Raw genomic sequence first — 15,977 nt, 5'->3', positions numbered from 1 at the left:
GTCACCCTTCCCGCATCCAGTCGGCCAGCTCCGCCAGCATCTCCGGATAATCGGGCGGCATATAATCGAAGTCCGTCCGCTCCCGGACCAGCGTCCGGTCGATGCGCGGCTCATCCGAAGGCCGGATCGTCACATCGTCCCAGCCGAACGCCTCGCGGAACATGCCGAGCAGTTCCAGCTTGCTGACGATGCGCGGCGCCGTCAGATGCACGAGTCCGCCGATCTCCGGACGGCCGGCGGCATATTCCACCGCCCGCGCCAGTTCAAGCGTCGTGACACCGTTCCACAGCACCCGGGCATAGCCGTTCACCGTCCCTTTCTGCTGCAGGAACCAGCGCAGCAGTCCGATCCCATCCGGGCGGATCTCCGGCCCGATGATCGACGTGCGGATCGTCAGATGCCGCGGATCGTGCACCTCGCCGAGCGCCTTCGTCCGCGCGTACGCCGACACCCCGTCCGGCCGGTCGGACTCCCGGTACCCGCCCCGATCGCCAAGGAAAACGCAATCCGAACTGATGTGGATGAGCCGGCCGCCCACCGCCTCCGCCGCCCGCGCCAGCCAGTGCGGCAGCAGCCCGTTCACGAGATACGCTTCTTTCGGCCGGCGCTCCGCATCCTGATTGAGCACCCCGACGCAATTGATCACAAGATGGGGACAGACCCGCCCGATCGTCTCCGCGGCGGCGTCGAGGTCCGTCGCATCGAGCTTTAGCTCCCCGATTCCTCCGGAAAGCCTCCGCACCGTGTACCACACATCAGCGCCCGTCTTCCGGAAATACCGGACCATCATGTGCCCGGCCATGCCGTTGCCGCCGATGACAAGCACTTTCATGAGAGGAACCCTCCCCGGATCAGCATCGCGCGAATCTCGTCCTTCGTCATGAGCGAATCGGCAGAACTGAAACTTTGGAAGGCCACCCGCGGATGACCCGCATACCGCTCCGCAAGCCCCGGAATCGGGAGCGGCGGCAGGATGACCAGATACTCCCGGTCATAGACGGCCGTGCTCTGGCTCTCGAATTCGGTGAGCAGAATCTCGTGGATTTTCTCGCCCGGACGGATGCCCGTCTCCACGATCGGCACCCGCCGACCGAGCGACTCCATCATCACTTCCGCCAGATCGACGATCCGGCAGGTCGGCATCATCATGACGAAAATTTCACCCCCGACGCTTTCCGCCGACGCCTTGAACAGCAGCCGGATCGCATCCTCCAGCGTCAGGAAGAACCGCGTCATGCGCCGATCCGTAATCCGGACCTCCTGCTTCTCCATGATCTGCTGCCGGAACAGATGAATGACGCTGCCGTTCGTGCCGAGCACGTTGCCGCCCCGGACGCAGACAAATGTCGTGCCGCTGCGCAGCAGATTCGCGTACACGATCAGCTTTTCGCCGATCGCCTTCGTCATGCCGTAGAAATTCGACGGATTCGCCGCCTTGTCGGTGGAAATGTAGATGACCCGCCTCACCTTGTTCGCGATCGCTGCCTCGATGACATGCTGCGTGCCGAGCACGTTCGTCTTGAGCGCCTCGTACGGCTGCTCCTCGCAGACCGGCACATGCTTCAGCGCGGCCAGGTGGAACACGTAATCGACGCCGGCGCAGGCGGCAACCAGCGCTTCCCGATCCCGGATATCGCCGATGCGGAACGTCAGGCGCCGGTCCTCAAACTCGCGGCTCATCGCCACCTGCGCCGCTTCGCTGCGGGAGAAGACGATGATTTCCGCCGGGTCCTGGGGAAGCAGCTGGCGCACCAGCTCGTGTCCCCACGAACCGGTGCCGCCCGTCACGAGGATGCGTGCATTAGTGAACACCCCATTTCCCTCCCAGCAAAAATTTGACCACGATATCCGACACATTGTCCGCATCGTATCCTTCCGGCACCTTCCAGCGGGCCGGCAGCGACGTCATCGCCGTGACGGCTTCCGCAATCCGTTCCGCCGCCACGCCGCACACGACATTGCTGCCGCAGTCCACCGTCTCCGGCCGCTCCGTCGTGTCCCGGATCGTCACCGTCGGCACATGGAACAGGCAGCATTCCTCCTGCACCGTGCCGCTGTCCGTGATCGCGCAGAACGCCGACTGCTCAAGCCTTGCGAAGTCGAAGAACCCGAACGGCTCATGGAACTCGACCAGCGGATGGCGCTGAATCGCCGCCCCGCCGGACTCGATCCGGTGGCGGGTGCGCGGGTGCACGCTGCAGATGAGCCGCTTGCCCGTCCGTTCCGCCGTCCGGTTCAGCCCTTCCACGATCGAGGCGAGCCGCTCGGGCACGTCGACGTTTTCCGCCCGGTGCGCCGTCACGATGATGTATTCGCCAGGCGTGAGGGCCAGCCGGTCGAGCACATCGCTCGCCCGGATGCGGTCTTCCTGATGGAGAATGACCTCGCGGATCGGGTTGCCCGAGATGACGATCCGTTCGCTCGGGAATCCCTCGCGCAGCAGATTCTGCTTGCTGTACGGCGTGTACGGCATGTTGATCGTCGACACCGCGTCGATGACCCGCCGGTTTTTCTCCTCCGGCACCTTCAGATCGTAGCAGCGGTTGCCCGCCTCCATGTGCACGACCGGAATGCCCATCCGCTCGGCCAGCACCGCGCACAGCGCGCTGTTCGTATCGCCGAGCACGAGGACGACATCCGGCTTCTCCTGCGCCAGAATGCGGCCCGTCTCGCGGAACATCTTGCCGAGCTGCCCGCCGACGGAATAATCGTCCGCCGCGGCAGGCAGCGCGTAGTCCGGCTTCCGCACCCCGAGTTCCGTGAAAAAAATATCGCTGAGCCGCGGATCGAAATTTTGTCCCGTATGCACGAGCACATGCCGATCCGCCAGCCGGTCCAGCTTTTCGATGATCAGGCTGAGCCGGATAATTTCCGGCCGCGTGCCGAGAATCGTCGCGACGCGCAATTCGCCCACCTGCCTTCCTACAAGGATCAACCGAAGCTGCCGAACAAGGGTGTTCAGGTTCCGAAATGCTGCGAAGTACGCAGAATACGCAAGCCGTTTTCCTATTAACGGCATCCGGTGCCGTTATTGCCCGTCTACACGGCACGAACTTGCTGATTAACGGCACGTCATGCCGTTGTTTGTCCCCAGCGAATGCAGGATCTGCGCAATTCCGCCGTTTAACGGCATCCGATGCCGTTATTGCCCGCCCGCATGGCACGATCTGGCTGATTAACGGCACACCATGCCGTTAGTGGCGCCGAGCGAGGCTGCGGGTCCTCCTGGCCGTCCGCCCTCTGCTGCCTGTCGCACGCCGATGCCGTCCGCGCCTTGCCGCAGCGGCGCGCCGCGAAGCCGTCCTGCGAACGGCGGCGCGCCTGCCGCGGCGCGCAAGCCGCCTCGCCCTGCGGCTCCGCAGCCGTCTCCTCCCGCGCCCCGCGCGCCGGCGGCGGCGCCTTCCGCCGCGGGACGCGCCGTCCCCGATGGCCGGACCGTGCGGCAGCGCCGCGATCACCTCGTCCGGCACCTGCCGGACTTCCTCGAACCGGTGCCCGGCGGCGAGGAACGCCGCCCTCGACGCGAACCGGCGCAGCGCGATCCCCTGGCGCAGATAGATCGCGGGCCCGCTGCCGCGGATCAAGACGGCGCGCGGCATCGACTCGGGACGGAACGCGGCGAGGAACGCCTGCAGCCTCGCCCGGTACGCGTCGATGCCGTAGGCGGCGATCGCCGCCTCGCGGCTGCGCGCCCCGATCCCGGCCATCTGGTCGGGATGATCGAGCAGCCCGATCAGCGCGGCAGCCAGCGCGCCCGCATCGCCGGGCGGCACCGCCCGCTCCGTATTGCCCGTGGCGGCGTGGATCTCCGCCAGCCCGCCGGAGGCGTACGAAATGACGGGTTTGCCGAACATCATCCCCTCGAGGGCGGTCAGGCCGAACCCTTCGGCCGCCACGCTCGGCACCACGAGCGCGTCGAGCGCCGGGTAAATCCGCTCGATCCGCGACTCGTACCGGATCCACCGGTAGCGGTCGATCACGCCGGCCTCCCGCGCCATCCCGAGCCCGGCATCGAAATACGGCTGGTCGACCGGATTGCCGACGATCAGGAACCGGGCCTCCGGATGGCGGGCGGCCGCAGTCAGCGTCGCTTCCATGAAATGATGGAAGCCTTTGTTCGCATAGATGGATGAGGCGATGAATCCGACGAGCGGCTGCCCGTCGCCTACGCCGAGCATCCGGCGCATGCTTTCGCGGTTCAGCGGCCATTCCTCCGGCCGAAGCTCCCGCTCATCCCACGACGGCGGCAGCAACGCCGACTTCGCCTGGGTGTCCGCCAGCTTGAACGGCGCGAGCACCGATTCGGAGATCCCGATGATCCGGTCGGCATGCCCGCCCATGAAGGCGGCAATGTGCGCCGTGTGCGCCGTCTCCTGCATCGTCTCCATTACGGCCCAGACGACCGGAATACCGAGCGCGCGGGCGGCTATGGCCGGCAGCGGATGGACGCAGGTGGCTGTGACGACGGCCGCCGGCTCTTCCGTCGCCAGCCAGCGCACGAGCTGCCGGAACGGTTCGTCGGCCATCCCGCCCAGCACTTCCTGTTGCCAATGGGGCAGGCCGAGATAGAAGGAAACGGCGAGGGGAAGCGGCAGCACGACGGTCCGGAAGCCGGCCGCTCGCGCATCCGCCGCGATCCGTCCTTCACCCGGCACCGCCAGGATGCAGTCGTAGTAAGCCGCCAGTTCACGCAGCATGAAGGCGGTCAGTTTCTCCGCTCCGGTGACGAAGTCGGGGTTGCACAGATGGGCGAATACAACGAGCCGCGGTTTGCGCCATGCATTCATCACATCGTTCGGGCGCCTGAAAGCCCGGCACCTCCTTTGCGTGTACTACACCATATGGGGAAGGCGGACAACACGGCCCGGCATTTGGCCCGGCGCCGGATGCACATCTTGCGCGCCGTCCGATGGTCATCCGAACAATGCCCCAAGCATCGCATCCAGCCTGCGGGCGTACGAATGATCGCGCATCGTCCGGTACAATCCGTTCAGCGCAATCGCCCGCCGTTCATCCTCATGCACGAGATAATGATCGATCTTCGCCGCCAGCTCTTCCGGCGAGGCGTACGTCTCGATCTCCCGCCCGGGCACGTAATAAGCGGCCAACTCGCTGCGGACGTCCGTCAGCTGCAGCGACGCGCAGGCCGCGATCTCGAACGTGCGCGGATTCGGCGACACCGCGCCCAATCCAACGCTGTTGCTGTTGAACGTGCCGTCGTCGGGCTCCCGGTGCATGTTGATGACGATTTTTGCCCCGCCGTAAACCAGCGCCGTCTCCTGCGGCGTCATCCAGCGCCCCTCAATACGCGAAGCGAACTGCCGGTAGTCGCGCAGCCGCTCCCACCAGTAGCCGATGATCCTGAGATCCCGGCCCTTGAGGTACGGCAGCAGCTGGTCGAAGAACGCCACCCGGTTCCAGTACCCCGATCCGACGAACGCGATGTCGCATCGGACGCCGGCCGGCGCATTCTGCGGTCGGAAATGACCGGGATAAAAGCCCAGCGGCAAATGCCAGACGCGCTGACACCCGGCGGCGCGGTAGAATTCGACGCAGTTCGCCTCCAGCGTGAACACGTCGTCGTAATGAAGCGCCAGCGAAGCGGTAATGTCGGTATAGTACGGATCATCCGTGAACCAGATGACCGTCCGGATGCCGAGCTCCCGGATCCGGTCCGGGATGTCCGGCGGGACATGCAGGCCGTCAAGGAACAGCACCGCATCCGGACGGACGGCCGCGGCCGCGGAAGGCGCCTCTTCCTTCCGCTCGACGACGGTCAGCCGCGTCACCAGCTGCTCCAGGCTTCCCGCGATCGCCTCGTCGATCGGCGAATAGGGAAACCCTTTGCCCGTCGACACATACATGACATGAACGTCCCGCACCGGCAGCGGCGCCTCGGCGGCGCGGACGGTCCGCTCGCACAGTCCCATCCAATACCCGTCCCGCCAGCCGTCGCGCCAGCCGTCGCGCCTGCCGGCGGCATAGCGGCCGGCGTACGCCCTGTTCCGGACGGAACGTTTTCTTGCAGCGGCGGTCACACGCATCACCCCTTTGTCCTCTCGCAGATTCCGCGTCCTTGCCGCAAGATCTTCAGCTGCACGATCATCCGCCGCACGATCAACCGCCGTAACCGAGCAGCCGCAGCAGGCTGCCCGCGCGGACCGTGTACGTATGCTCGCGCAGCGTCCGGGCGAGCCCGCGCACGGCGATCCGGCGCCGCTCGTCGTCGTGTTTCAGATAGTGCCGGATCTTCACGGCCAGTTCGGCAGGGCTGTCGAACGTCTCGAGTTCAAGCCCGGGCCGGTAATATGTCTCGAGATCTTCGCGCCGGTCCGTGAGCTGGAAGGCGCCGCAGGCGGCAATCTCGAACGTGCGCGGGTTGACCGACAGCCCGGGCAGTCCGCTCGCATTCGCGTTGTCGGAGCCGGGCTCCGCCGTGCGGTGCAGGTTGATGACGATTTTCGCCCCGTTGTAATAGAGCACCGACTCGTCAACCGGCAGCCAGCCCGGCCGAATCGCGCGTTTCAGCAGCCCGTAAGACTTGAGCCGCTCCCACAGGCCGCCGGCGATGAACACATTGAGGTCCGCCAGCTCCTCCGCGATCGCGTCGAACGTCTCGACCCGGTTCCAGAACGCCTGGCCGATGAAGCAGACGTCGCACCGGTAGGCGGCGGGCGGCGTCACCGGACGGAACCGTTCGATATCGGCGGCGAACGCCAGATGATGGACTTCGGGGCAGCCGAGCGACCGGTACAGTTCCACCGTCGACCGCTCATGCGTCACGACGACGTCATAGTGCGGCGCGATCGCCACCGTCTGCTCCGTCACATAGGGATCGTCCGCGAACCAGACGGCCGTCCGGATGCCCATTTCCCGAATCCGGTCCACCTGCTCCAGATGGTCATCCGGAAACACGTGCAAGCCGTTTAGCACGAGCACCAGATCGGGCCGGATGAGCGCCGCCATCTCCGCCATCCGGGTCGGATCGGCGACATGCAGCTCCGCCGCATGAAGCTGCAGCGCGCCGATCATGCCGTCGTCGATCGACTCGAACCCTTGCGGCACATAGAGCACCCGGATCGGCAGACGCTCGGGCGCTGCGGGCGGGAAGACAGCGGCCGCCGCCGCCGCGGCGCCTTCCCGCCAGCCGATCGACCACCCTTCCCGCCAGCCGTCCCGCCTGCCCGCCTGATACGCGCTGCGCCGGGCCGTTCGGACGCGCGGCGTGCTGCGTTTGCGGCTCAATGGCCGTTGTTGCATGCGGCTCACCGCCTTCTCCGCAGATTCGGCTGCAAATGAAGCGAAAGGCGCCGGCCTTGTGCGGCTTGCGCCTTCTTGTGCCGTCCTGGGTAATATATGCCGGGCCGGCCACACGCACATGGTCACTTGTCCGCCCGCCGCAAAAACAGGCTTCTGCCTGTCCCGGGCGCAAAAAAAATCCGCTGGAACGAAACCGAACGTTTCGTCTCCAACGGATTTCTATTGCGTGCGCACACGATAAGCCCGCTACGGCTGGCTTTCGTACGCAAGCTGATGTCCGTCCTCGAACCCTTGCGCAAACCCGGCATTGTACCCTTCATTGTACGCCTCGTTGTAGCCCCTGCGGTAAGCCGCCGATCCGCGTTCCGTCCGCCTGCGAAGGCGCCGGGAAGCCCGGCCCGCCTGCCGGCCGCGGATGCGCCGGACCGCGCGCCTGCGCCGCACCGTCCGGTTCGGTCTGCCGGCCGCTCCCGTCTTGCGGCGCAGCCGCCGCCGAGCCGTTCCTCCGGTCCGTACGCGCCGGCGGCCCGTCCCGGAGCGCCGCCGCCTGCTTCTTCGCCTGATCATACCGGCTCCCTCCCGTCCGTTCAACCTGCTGTTCGCATCCAGATGCCGCTTATTCCGACGCCTGACCGACAGGCCCGCCGCCCCGCCGCATCTCCCTTGAACGGGCTTTGCCGGCAGGCGCATTCACCTGCAGGCAAGCCATGCGCGCCGGCGCGCCGCCCGGCGCCTCGCCTTGCCCGCCATCCATCCGAAGCCGCTCGTCCGAAAGCCACGGACCGGCCGGCCGGCCCTGCATGACGCGCCGCAGCTTCACGCCAAGCAGCGATTCGCACATGCGCAGCTGGAGTCCGGCCAGCCGCGCCAGCATCGCCGCGACATCTTCCGGCTTCCCTCCCGGAAAGCGCGCGTTCAGGTCAGCCGTGCTGTCCAGCATGCGCGCGACGGCCCGCTGGCTCGACGCCAGCGCTTCGAGGAGCGCCAGCTTCGCTTCACGCTCCCGGTTCAGCCGCGGCATCGCTATCGATCCTCGAAATCAATTTTGCCGTCGAACAACCCGCCGAAATTGCCGCCATCGTCCTCGTTCCCGCCGAGCACCGCCTTGAGGACGCCCGTCAGGCCGCGGTTCAGCTTCGTCAGCCCTTCTATCGTCTCCAGCACATGCTCATGCACGCCAATCGGCTGCTTGACCTGGCTCTCATGATCGGCGAAAGCGTCGGACGTGACGTGGTTGATCAGCCAGTTCCGCATTTTTTCCGCTTCGACGGCTTTGGCTTCGAGAATCATGGCGACGTTCCATTCGATGTTCGCGGCGGCATTCAACATGCGCATATACGCTTGCTCCCGGCTCACCTTGCGTCCATCCTCCCGCTCATTCTTCGGAAGCTCCGTCCAGTTCTTTCATGACGGCGGCGAGATGCTCGGCCATCGAATCCTGCAGATCGGCGATGTTGTTCAGATAGGCGACGATATTTTTGCCGATCGCCTGGGAATGCTCCATCAGCCCGTCGAACGCGCCGAGATCCGGTTGCTGGTCCGGCATCGCATGGATGATCTGCGCCATCCGCACCGCGACATGCCGCTCGGCTTCCAGTACGCGCGCCGCCTGGCGGTGCGCCTCGGACAGATGGTGGATCAGTTCGTCCAGCAAATGCTGCATGACACCGCTCAGCCTCCCTGTGTCCCGCCGTATCCGTTACAGCATATGCGAAAATCAGCCCGCTGCCACTTGCAGTCACAACCGCTGCTCCGTGTGCACCGGCGCGATGATCGGCAGCCCTTCCGGCGCCGCCGCCAGCGCTTCCGTCAGCGGAACGGCCGGTTTCGCCGCCAATCCCCAGCTTTCCGCGGCCAGCCGCGACGCAATCGGACGGCGGACGCCTTCCTCCAGATGCTGCAGCGAACCGTCCGGCATGCGGATGAGCATCGCGCCCGCCTGACCTTCGCCGGACGTGCCGCCGTGCCAGAGCCGCTCCGCATCCGCGGCGGCGATCGGCGAGCCGATCGGCCAGCGCATCAGATCGACCATCGTCAGCCGGACCACGGGAATATGGAGTTCCCCTTCCACCGGCCGGCGCTCGCCCTGAGCGAGCCAGTAAACCGTGCCGCTTAAGGCACGCACCGCCACATGGCGCGGATAGAAATCCGCTTCGCTGAACGCGGCGGGGAATCCGTTCTCCACGCCTCCCGGTTGCCGCGCCCGGACCCAGTCGCGCACCCTTCCGACCAATCCGTGCGGATCGTGTCCCCATTTCTCGCCGTAATACGCCGCGTTGTGCTCGTTCACGGCTTCGAGCGCCGGTCCGAGCGCCTTGATGCTGACGCTGCCGAAATGGTGAATGAACGTGTCGCGGGCGACCACCAGGCGGAAGCCCAGCAGCTTGACACGGATGTTATAGTCGTCGTCCTCGTAATTGCCGACCGTGTATCCTTCATCAAAATAACCGGTCCGCTCCCACAACTCCCGCCGGAACGCGAGACAGAACCCGGTGATCCGCTCGACGTCCTGCCACAGCGCCGGGTTGGAGCGGTTATGCGCCGCCGCGAACGCCTGCATTTCTGTCAGATTGCGATACGGCACCTCGATTCGCTGCTCGCCGCCGATATAGTTCGTCACCGGTCCGACCAGCCCGATCCGGTCGTCGCTCGCGAGGCAGGCGAGCAGATTGTCAAGCCACCGCTCGGTCACCAGCGTGTCGTTGTTGAGCACCACGATCGTCTGCCCTTTCGCCATCATGAGTCCGCGGTTCACCGCGCCCGCGAACCCATAATTGCGATCGAGCAGCCGGTACCGGACACGGCCGCGCATCGCCTCGAGATAATCCGCCGTCCCGTCCGTGGAACCGTTGTCCACCACAATGACTTCATAGGGAAGATCCGTATGCCGGAAAATGCTGTCCACGCACATCCGCAGATATTCCAGCTGATTCAGCGTCGGAATGATGATGCTGGTCCCTTCGAACAGGCGGCCGAAACCGTGCAGTCCGGTTTCGAAGCCTTCGCGGTATCCGGCTTCCCGGCCCGCCTCGTAGGCGCTCCGTTCTTCTCCGCGCAGCGGGCGCGGCCGGATCGCTTCGGCCCGCCGGCTCGCGCCGGCACCGCGGACCGCGCTTGCACCTGCGCCTGCCCTTCCGAACCTCCGGGCCGGTCCGGCCGCCTTCCTGGCACGCCCGGGACGCGCCTTGCCCGGCCGGCGGCGGCGCCCGCGCATCCGCGCCGCTACACCGAGTGCTCTCATGTTCTCACCCCTTCCGGTTATCGCGGACCAGCCGCACGCGCCGCCTCAAGCGGGCGGGCCGCTAGATTTCACCGGGCGGCCGGGCGGCGATATGATCCGCGAGGTGGCCGAAATCGAGCGCCGCCTTGCCGAACTCCGCCGCCAGCGCAGCGGCGATGACGACGGCCGGAATGCCCGCGGCGACAAGCGCCAGATCATAGCTGTCCCGCGCGGCGGCCGCTTCACCGATCACCCGGTCGATGTCCGCGAATCCGCGGACCGGCGAAATGACGCCTGTCACCGCATAGCCCGCGGCCGCCAGCCGAGCCGCCGTCCCCGGCGCCGCGTTGCCGATGACCAACAGGCGCCTGCCCTGCATGAGCCGCGCGAGCAGCCCGGTCTGATACAGACTGTAATTGATCGTCGACTCCGTCAGCCGGAGCGACCGGATGTCGATTCCGTTTCCGGCCAGCGCCGGGCCGAGCAGCGGGCCGTAGTGGCGCCGGCGCGACAGCGGCACGCCGACGATCGACGCCTGCCGCACCGCGGCCGCCAGCCGGTCCCGCGCCGCGTGATCGGGCACGGCCATCCCCGCGCCGGCGAGGAACGGGGCTTCGCGCCGGACCACCGCCGCTTCATAGACCCTGTCGTGCGAGAGCGCCAGCAGCTCCCCGTCGCCGAGCCGGACGACCGAGAGCGGCCGCCCCTCCGCGAGCGCGGCTTCGAATTCATGGAAGACCCCGGCCGCATCAATCAGCGGCAGCAGACGCGGCCGCAGGGCGTCGACGCCCGCCGCGATCACGTCCTGCAGCGTCAGATCGCCGAGCGTGAAGCCCGCGGGCACCGCCTGCTCCAACAGCAGCTCGCCGCCTTCGTAGCGGCCCCGTTCCAGCGCTTCCTCGATCGAGGCGGCGGACCGGCCCGCTTCCGTGCGCTCCCGGCCGGCTTCCGTCCCTTCGGTCCCCGCCGGAAGCCGGCGCCGCTGCAGGACGGCCGGCCGCTTCCCGCCGATTCGGTAGCGCCGGCGTCCGCCCTTCCGCCTGCCAACCGCCGCTCCGGCCGCCGCACCGCGCCTGCGGAGCGCGCCGGCCGTCCGCTTCCGCCTCCGGACGCGGACGACGCCCGTTCCCCGCGCTTTCCGCCGCGGGCCGCGAACCCGGCGCACCGGGCGGGCTTCCGGCACCGCAGACGCTTCCGGCAACACCACTCCGTTCATCGCCGACCCCTCCGTACCCGGTTTGCCGCTTCATACAAAGAATCGAACGTGCCCGCATCCGTCCACCAGCCCTTGAGCGTCCGGTGGGTCAATTTACCCGCGGCGGCATACACGTTGTTCACGTCCGTAATCTCCAGCTCGCCGCGCCGGGACGGTTTGAGCTGCCGGATGATCCCGAACACGTCCGCATGATAGAAATAAATCCCCGTCACGCACTGATTCGTCGCCGCCTGCTCCGGCTTCTCCTCGATCCGGACGATGCGGCCCGACTCGTCAAAGACCGGCACGCCGTACCGCCTCGGATCGCTCACCCGCTTGAGCAGCACCATCGCGCCGTCCGGCTGGGCGGCGAACGCCTCGGCATGGGGCTTCAGCGATTCCTCGAACAGATTGTCGCCGAGCAGCACGACGATCTTGTCGTCCGGATCCACGGCGGATTCGGCCTGCGCCAGCGCCTCCGCGATGCCGCCCGCTTCCTCCTGGATCCGGTACGTGATCGACAGTCCCTCTTCGCGCCCGCTGCCCAGATAGGCGATGAACGAGCCGGCGGCCTCCCTGCCCGTCACCAGGACGACATCCGTAATGCCGGCTTCCTTCACCTTGGCGATCGCGTGGCCGATCATCGGCCTGTCGCCGACGGGCAGCATATGTTTGTTGTACAGATTCGTCAGCGGCCGGAGACGCGTTCCGGTGCCCCCGGCCAACAGCACTGCCTTCAAGCCGTTCCCCCCTCGAGCTTCGCGGTCAGTGGAACCATGCCGGGTCCGCCTGCCATTTGCCCAGAAACAACGCCCGGTTGCGGGCGATGAGCGCCTGCTGCGCCGCTTCTCCGCCAAGCCGGAAGCTGGCGCTTCCTTCGTGATAGACGAGCGTGTCCCGGCAGATGCGCAGCCCGTATCCGAGCATGCGGATCCGGAAGCAGTAATCGTCGTCCTCATAGTGTCCGGGCGAAAATCGTTCGTCCAAACCGCCGACCCGCTCGTACACCGCCCGCTTGAACAGCAGACAGAAACCCACGAGCCGGAGCGCCGGCTCCCATTTCGCCGGGTCCGGCACGTTCATCCGTTCGGCGATCCGCATGAACTCGTCCGGACCGTCGAACGCAAGGTCGACCCGCTGGCGGCCGCCGACGTAATTGGAGACCGGCCCGACCGCGCCGATCTCGTCCGAACTGTGGAGCGCGTCGAGCAGATTTTCGAGCCAGCGGGGCGTCGCCATCGCGTCGTTGTTGAACAGCAGCAGCTGATCGCCGGACGCCATGCGGAGCCCCTTGTTGCACGCCCGCGGGAAACCGGCGTTCACCGGCAGCCGGACGAACGGCAGCCGCTCGTCCGCGCACCATTCCGCCGTGGCGTCGGCCGACCCGTCATCGACGACGATGATCTCGTAAGGCGTCTTCTCCGGATCCGTATGGCGCCGGATCGACGCGACGCAGCGGCGCAGCAGCATCAGACCGTTCACGCTCGGAATCACAATGCTGGTCAGGCCGTATCGCACAGCGATTCCCCCTTCGCCGCATCGCGGCGCCGCGAAGCGTCGGGATGCGCAAGGCGGGACCCGGTCTTGTCCATGACCGCCCGCAGCGCCTCGATGTGGTCGCCGATGATCATGCGCGACACCGGATTGGCCTTGCCCGTGTTCGCTTCGCGAAGCCGGTTGCGGGTGATGACATCGACGGAGCCGCCGATCCGCACGTTCAGGCCGGAGGCGAGCGCGAGCGCCTGCGCCTTCGGCGGCACGGCGAGCGCCGCCGGACCGAGCCGCTCGACGGCGCGGCGGCTCAGCGCATGCGGCACCGCGGTCATCGAAGCCGCGCCCAGATCCGGCCGGCCGAGCGCGCGGTTCAGGAAAGCCTTCAGCCGCGTCACATCGTCCCACCGGCTGAACGGGCCGAGCTGCCGGCCCAGCCCGTTCAGCGCCACGTCCGCCCCGCGCCGGACGGCGTCGACGAAAGGCCTGAGCTGCCGCGCGGGAATCGCAAGGTCCCCGTCCAGGAAGAGCAGGACGTCCGCGTCCGCCGCGGCGGCGCCGGCCGCCCGGCCGACATCGTGACCGAGGGGCTCCGGATAATGGAGAATCGTCACGCCGGGAATCGCGCGGACGACGGCCAGGCTGCCGTCCGTGCAGCCGTTCAGCACGACGATCAGCTCATCCGGATGCAGCGCCTGCGCCTCGCGGATGACGCCGCCGATCGTCGCGGCTTCGTTGCAGGCCGTTATGATGACGGCCAGCCGGCCTGCGCCGGCTTCGGGCGGCCGAGCGGCGTGCCGGCGCAGCTGCCGGCGGACCGCCTTGCCGCGCTGCACTCTCCGGCGCCGTACGGAGCCGGGCCGCCCCGCGCGGCGGCGCGGCGCCAGCGTCCGCCGCCTGCGCGCCGCATGCGCGCGTTGCTTCGTTCCTGCCTTGCGCCTGCTTCTCAACGGCTCTCACCTCACTTTGTTCCGCCTGCGATCCCCGTCGCTGAATCCGCCCCGCGGATCCATCCGCTCGGACAGCCAGGCGATCGCTTCGAGATGGTCGCCCACGATCAGCGGCGCGAGCGGCCGGCTTCGCTCCCGCGCCCGGCGGGGCGGATTGAGCCGCCCGACCGGCACGCGGCGGGCGAGGCGGATGTTCAGGCCGGCGGCGGCGGCCTTCGCCTGGGCGAGCGGCGGCACCGCCAGCGCGTCCGCGCCGATGGCCTCCAGCGCCCGGCGGCTGATCGCATGGGGCACGGCCGTCATCGACGCTCCGCCGAGATCGGCGCGCCCGAGCGCTGCGTTCAGCGCGTGCTTCGCCAGCACGACCCCGTGGACGCGGCTCTTGCCGGTCGGCCCGTGATAATCGTTCAGCGCGACGTCCGCGCCCGCCTCGACCGCCGCGACGAACGCCGCAAGCACGTCCCTTCGAATGACCATGTCGCCGTCGATGAAGAGGAGGATGTCGCCGCGCGCGGCGCGCGCGCCGACCGCGCGTCCGACGTCGTGGCCCAGCGGCTCGGGGAACGCGATCACCCGGGCGCCGGCCTGTCCGGCGGCGGCCGCGGACCCGTCCGTCGAGCCGTTCACGACGGCGATCACCTCGGTGCGGGGATGGACGCCGCGCGCTTCCCGCACGGCCGCCGCAATCGTGCGGACTTCGTTCATGACGGGAATGATCACCGACACGAGCGGCCTGGCGTCTGCGGCAGTCCCGGCAGCAGCAGTGCTGTCTTCCATCCGGAATGCCATCGGATCGGCGGCCGCCGTGGGCGCTTGTCCCGCTTCGATGCGCACGGCGCCCCGCCGAGCGGGGATGCCCCGCCGCTTGCCGCCGGTGCGGCTTCGGCTTCCCGCCGCCCGTCCATACGGCGGCCTGAGCGGCGCCGCGCTTCGGCCTGACCGCGGCCTGCGGGATGCTGCCTGCCGCCGGCCCCCGGTCCGCCGCGCCCTCCTGGATGTCCGCACAGCCATCACCCCCGGAAGATCGGCATTGGCCGAACTTTTCCATCCCATTGTATGTACCGGAGACGAGCGCGCAACGGCAAATGACTCGTGGGCGGGACACCCGCACCCGTATAACGACACGACAAAATAACACAAAAATGTACTCGATAAATGTGGTGCAGATTTCATAAATTCATACGATCAGAAAAATTGAGATGCTAGCTGAAAGACAATTTTACCGCGAGGCAGGATAAAGGAGAGAAAGCAAAAACGCCGCCTATTGTCCATTCGACCGACATTTCCGGCATGACGATCGGCATGACGCAGCGGCGTATGGGGATAAGGTTGATTATCAATCGCGACCGTTTTGCTGAACATCAGTTGCCATAAAACTCTAAACTGTGCATGCCTCAACTGGTTGTGAGGACAAACGAATAGGGGAACAGGAATTGCATTAACCATCGAACTTTATAAGTTTATAGGAGATCAATTTGGGCATGCCTCTCAAAAAAGATTTATATTCAATCCAATAAAAAGAATTTAACTGAAAATTATCAATGTCCTTTACTTTGACATTCACCAATGTCTCTTGCCCACTTACATTTCTAATCACAATCGTTGATTGATCTCGATCAATGTTTATTACTTCAGCCAGTTCAGCAGTAACTTCAGACTCTTTCAAGAGAAAACCTTTCACAAGAAAAGCGGATGTTAGTAAAATGAGGAATAAAAATGCAAATAATGAAATAGATATTTTTTTTGTCATTTTAACTTATCACCGCTTGGCACACTTATTAATAACAAAGATAATAAATGGTGGATAAATTACCTAAATATAGTATGTATATTGATTTTGTCTAAAAAGGCTATTAGAACA

Annotated in this window: 16 protein-coding genes; all 16 read right to left on the bottom strand. The window is 66.1% G+C overall.

Annotated features, from left to right (window positions below):
* Window position 1: 1 nt before the first annotated feature.
* Entirely contained in the window at window positions 2-832 is an 831-nt protein-coding gene (locus tag C6W55_RS10230; protein WP_286892570.1) for a dTDP-4-dehydrorhamnose reductase family protein, read from the bottom strand.
* Window positions 829-1,812: a polysaccharide biosynthesis protein gene (locus C6W55_RS10225; RefSeq protein WP_286892569.1), complete on the bottom strand. Its 984-nt coding sequence runs from the start codon at window positions 1,810-1,812 to the stop codon at window positions 829-831. Before C6W55_RS10225 ends, C6W55_RS10230 begins: the two co-directional genes overlap by 4 nt.
* Complete coding sequence (gene wecB, locus C6W55_RS10220; protein WP_286892601.1) at window positions 1,802-2,905, bottom strand: non-hydrolyzing UDP-N-acetylglucosamine 2-epimerase; 1,104 nt, start codon at window positions 2,903-2,905, stop codon at window positions 1,802-1,804. Before wecB ends, C6W55_RS10225 begins: the two co-directional genes overlap by 11 nt.
* A gap of 289 nt (window positions 2,906-3,194) precedes the next feature.
* Window positions 3,195-4,787, bottom strand: a complete 1,593-nt coding sequence (locus C6W55_RS10215) for a glycosyltransferase family 4 protein (protein ID WP_286892600.1) — start codon at window positions 4,785-4,787, stop codon at window positions 3,195-3,197.
* A gap of 126 nt (window positions 4,788-4,913) precedes the next feature.
* Window positions 4,914-6,044: a CgeB family protein gene (locus C6W55_RS10210; RefSeq protein ID WP_015254086.1), complete on the bottom strand. Its 1,131-nt coding sequence runs from the start codon at window positions 6,042-6,044 to the stop codon at window positions 4,914-4,916.
* Between the two features lie 73 nt (window positions 6,045-6,117).
* On the bottom strand, window positions 6,118-7,260 hold the full coding sequence (locus C6W55_RS10205; RefSeq protein WP_286892568.1) for a CgeB family protein: 1,143 nt from the start codon (window positions 7,258-7,260) through the stop codon (window positions 6,118-6,120).
* Window positions 7,261-7,506: 246 nt separating this feature from the next.
* A complete protein-coding gene (locus tag C6W55_RS10200) occupies window positions 7,507-7,827 on the bottom strand; it encodes a hypothetical protein (protein ID WP_286892567.1) in 321 nt (106 codons plus the stop codon).
* Between the two features lie 49 nt (window positions 7,828-7,876).
* The gene (locus C6W55_RS10195) at window positions 7,877-8,281 is read right to left on the bottom strand and encodes a hypothetical protein (RefSeq protein ID WP_286892566.1); all 405 of its coding nucleotides are present in this window, start codon (window positions 8,279-8,281) and stop codon (window positions 7,877-7,879) included.
* Between the two features lie 2 nt (window positions 8,282-8,283).
* On the bottom strand, window positions 8,284-8,616 hold the full coding sequence (locus C6W55_RS10190) for an alpha-helical endospore appendage domain-containing protein (protein ID WP_286892565.1): 333 nt from the start codon (window positions 8,614-8,616) through the stop codon (window positions 8,284-8,286).
* 19 nt (window positions 8,617-8,635) lie between these two features.
* The gene (locus C6W55_RS10185; RefSeq protein ID WP_286892564.1) at window positions 8,636-8,923 is read right to left on the bottom strand and encodes a nucleoside-diphosphate sugar epimerase; all 288 of its coding nucleotides are present in this window, start codon (window positions 8,921-8,923) and stop codon (window positions 8,636-8,638) included.
* 75 nt (window positions 8,924-8,998) lie between these two features.
* A complete protein-coding gene (locus tag C6W55_RS10180) occupies window positions 8,999-10,501 on the bottom strand; it encodes a glycosyltransferase family 2 protein (RefSeq protein WP_286892563.1) in 1,503 nt (500 codons plus the stop codon).
* Window positions 10,502-10,562: 61 nt separating this feature from the next.
* Window positions 10,563-11,696 (bottom strand): GT-D fold domain-containing protein, encoded by a 1,134-nt coding sequence (locus C6W55_RS10175; RefSeq protein WP_286892562.1) that lies wholly within the window; start codon window positions 11,694-11,696, stop codon window positions 10,563-10,565.
* Window positions 11,693-12,415, bottom strand: a complete 723-nt coding sequence (locus C6W55_RS10170; protein WP_015254078.1) for a sugar phosphate nucleotidyltransferase — start codon at window positions 12,413-12,415, stop codon at window positions 11,693-11,695. The genes C6W55_RS10175 and C6W55_RS10170 overlap by 4 nt, the downstream gene beginning before the upstream one ends.
* 25 nt (window positions 12,416-12,440) lie before the next feature.
* On the bottom strand, window positions 12,441-13,193 hold the full coding sequence (locus C6W55_RS10165) for a glycosyltransferase family 2 protein (RefSeq protein WP_286892561.1): 753 nt from the start codon (window positions 13,191-13,193) through the stop codon (window positions 12,441-12,443).
* A complete protein-coding gene (locus C6W55_RS10160) occupies window positions 13,178-14,116 on the bottom strand; it encodes a glycosyltransferase family 2 protein (RefSeq protein ID WP_286892560.1) in 939 nt (312 codons plus the stop codon). Before C6W55_RS10160 ends, C6W55_RS10165 begins: the two co-directional genes overlap by 16 nt.
* A gap of 6 nt (window positions 14,117-14,122) precedes the next feature.
* Window positions 14,123-14,950: a glycosyltransferase family 2 protein gene (locus C6W55_RS10155; RefSeq protein WP_286892559.1), complete on the bottom strand. Its 828-nt coding sequence runs from the start codon at window positions 14,948-14,950 to the stop codon at window positions 14,123-14,125.
* Window positions 14,951-15,977: the final 1,027 nt, after the last annotated feature.

Source organism: Thermobacillus sp. (assembly GCF_003390775.1).
Lineage (GTDB): Bacteria > Bacillota > Bacilli > Paenibacillales > Paenibacillaceae > Thermobacillus > Thermobacillus xylanilyticus.
This window is presented reverse-complemented; position numbering and strand designations above follow the sequence as displayed.

Bases quoted from the DNA above. Each gene is read 5' to 3' on its own strand.
- C6W55_RS10185 (WP_286892564.1), bottom strand. From the start codon at position 8,923: ATGCAGCATTTGCTGGACGAACTGATCCACCATCTGTCCGAGGCGCAC.
- C6W55_RS10205 (WP_286892568.1), bottom strand. From the start codon at position 7,260: ATGCAACAACGGCCATTGAGCCGCAAACGCAGCACGCCGCGCGTCCGA.
- C6W55_RS10180 (WP_286892563.1), bottom strand. From the start codon at position 10,501: ATGAGAGCACTCGGTGTAGCGGCGCGGATGCGCGGGCGCCGCCGCCGG.
- C6W55_RS10230 (WP_286892570.1), bottom strand. From the start codon at position 832: ATGAAAGTGCTTGTCATCGGCGGCAACGGCATGGCCGGGCACATGATG.
- C6W55_RS10175 (WP_286892562.1), bottom strand. From the start codon at position 11,696: ATGAACGGAGTGGTGTTGCCGGAAGCGTCTGCGGTGCCGGAAGCCCGC.
- C6W55_RS10195 (WP_286892566.1), bottom strand. From the start codon at position 8,281: ATGCCGCGGCTGAACCGGGAGCGTGAAGCGAAGCTGGCGCTCCTCGAA.
- C6W55_RS10215 (WP_286892600.1), bottom strand. From the start codon at position 4,787: ATGAATGCATGGCGCAAACCGCGGCTCGTTGTATTCGCCCATCTGTGC.
- C6W55_RS10210 (WP_015254086.1), bottom strand. From the start codon at position 6,044: ATGCGTGTGACCGCCGCTGCAAGAAAACGTTCCGTCCGGAACAGGGCG.
- C6W55_RS10200 (WP_286892567.1), bottom strand. From the start codon at position 7,827: ATGATCAGGCGAAGAAGCAGGCGGCGGCGCTCCGGGACGGGCCGCCGG.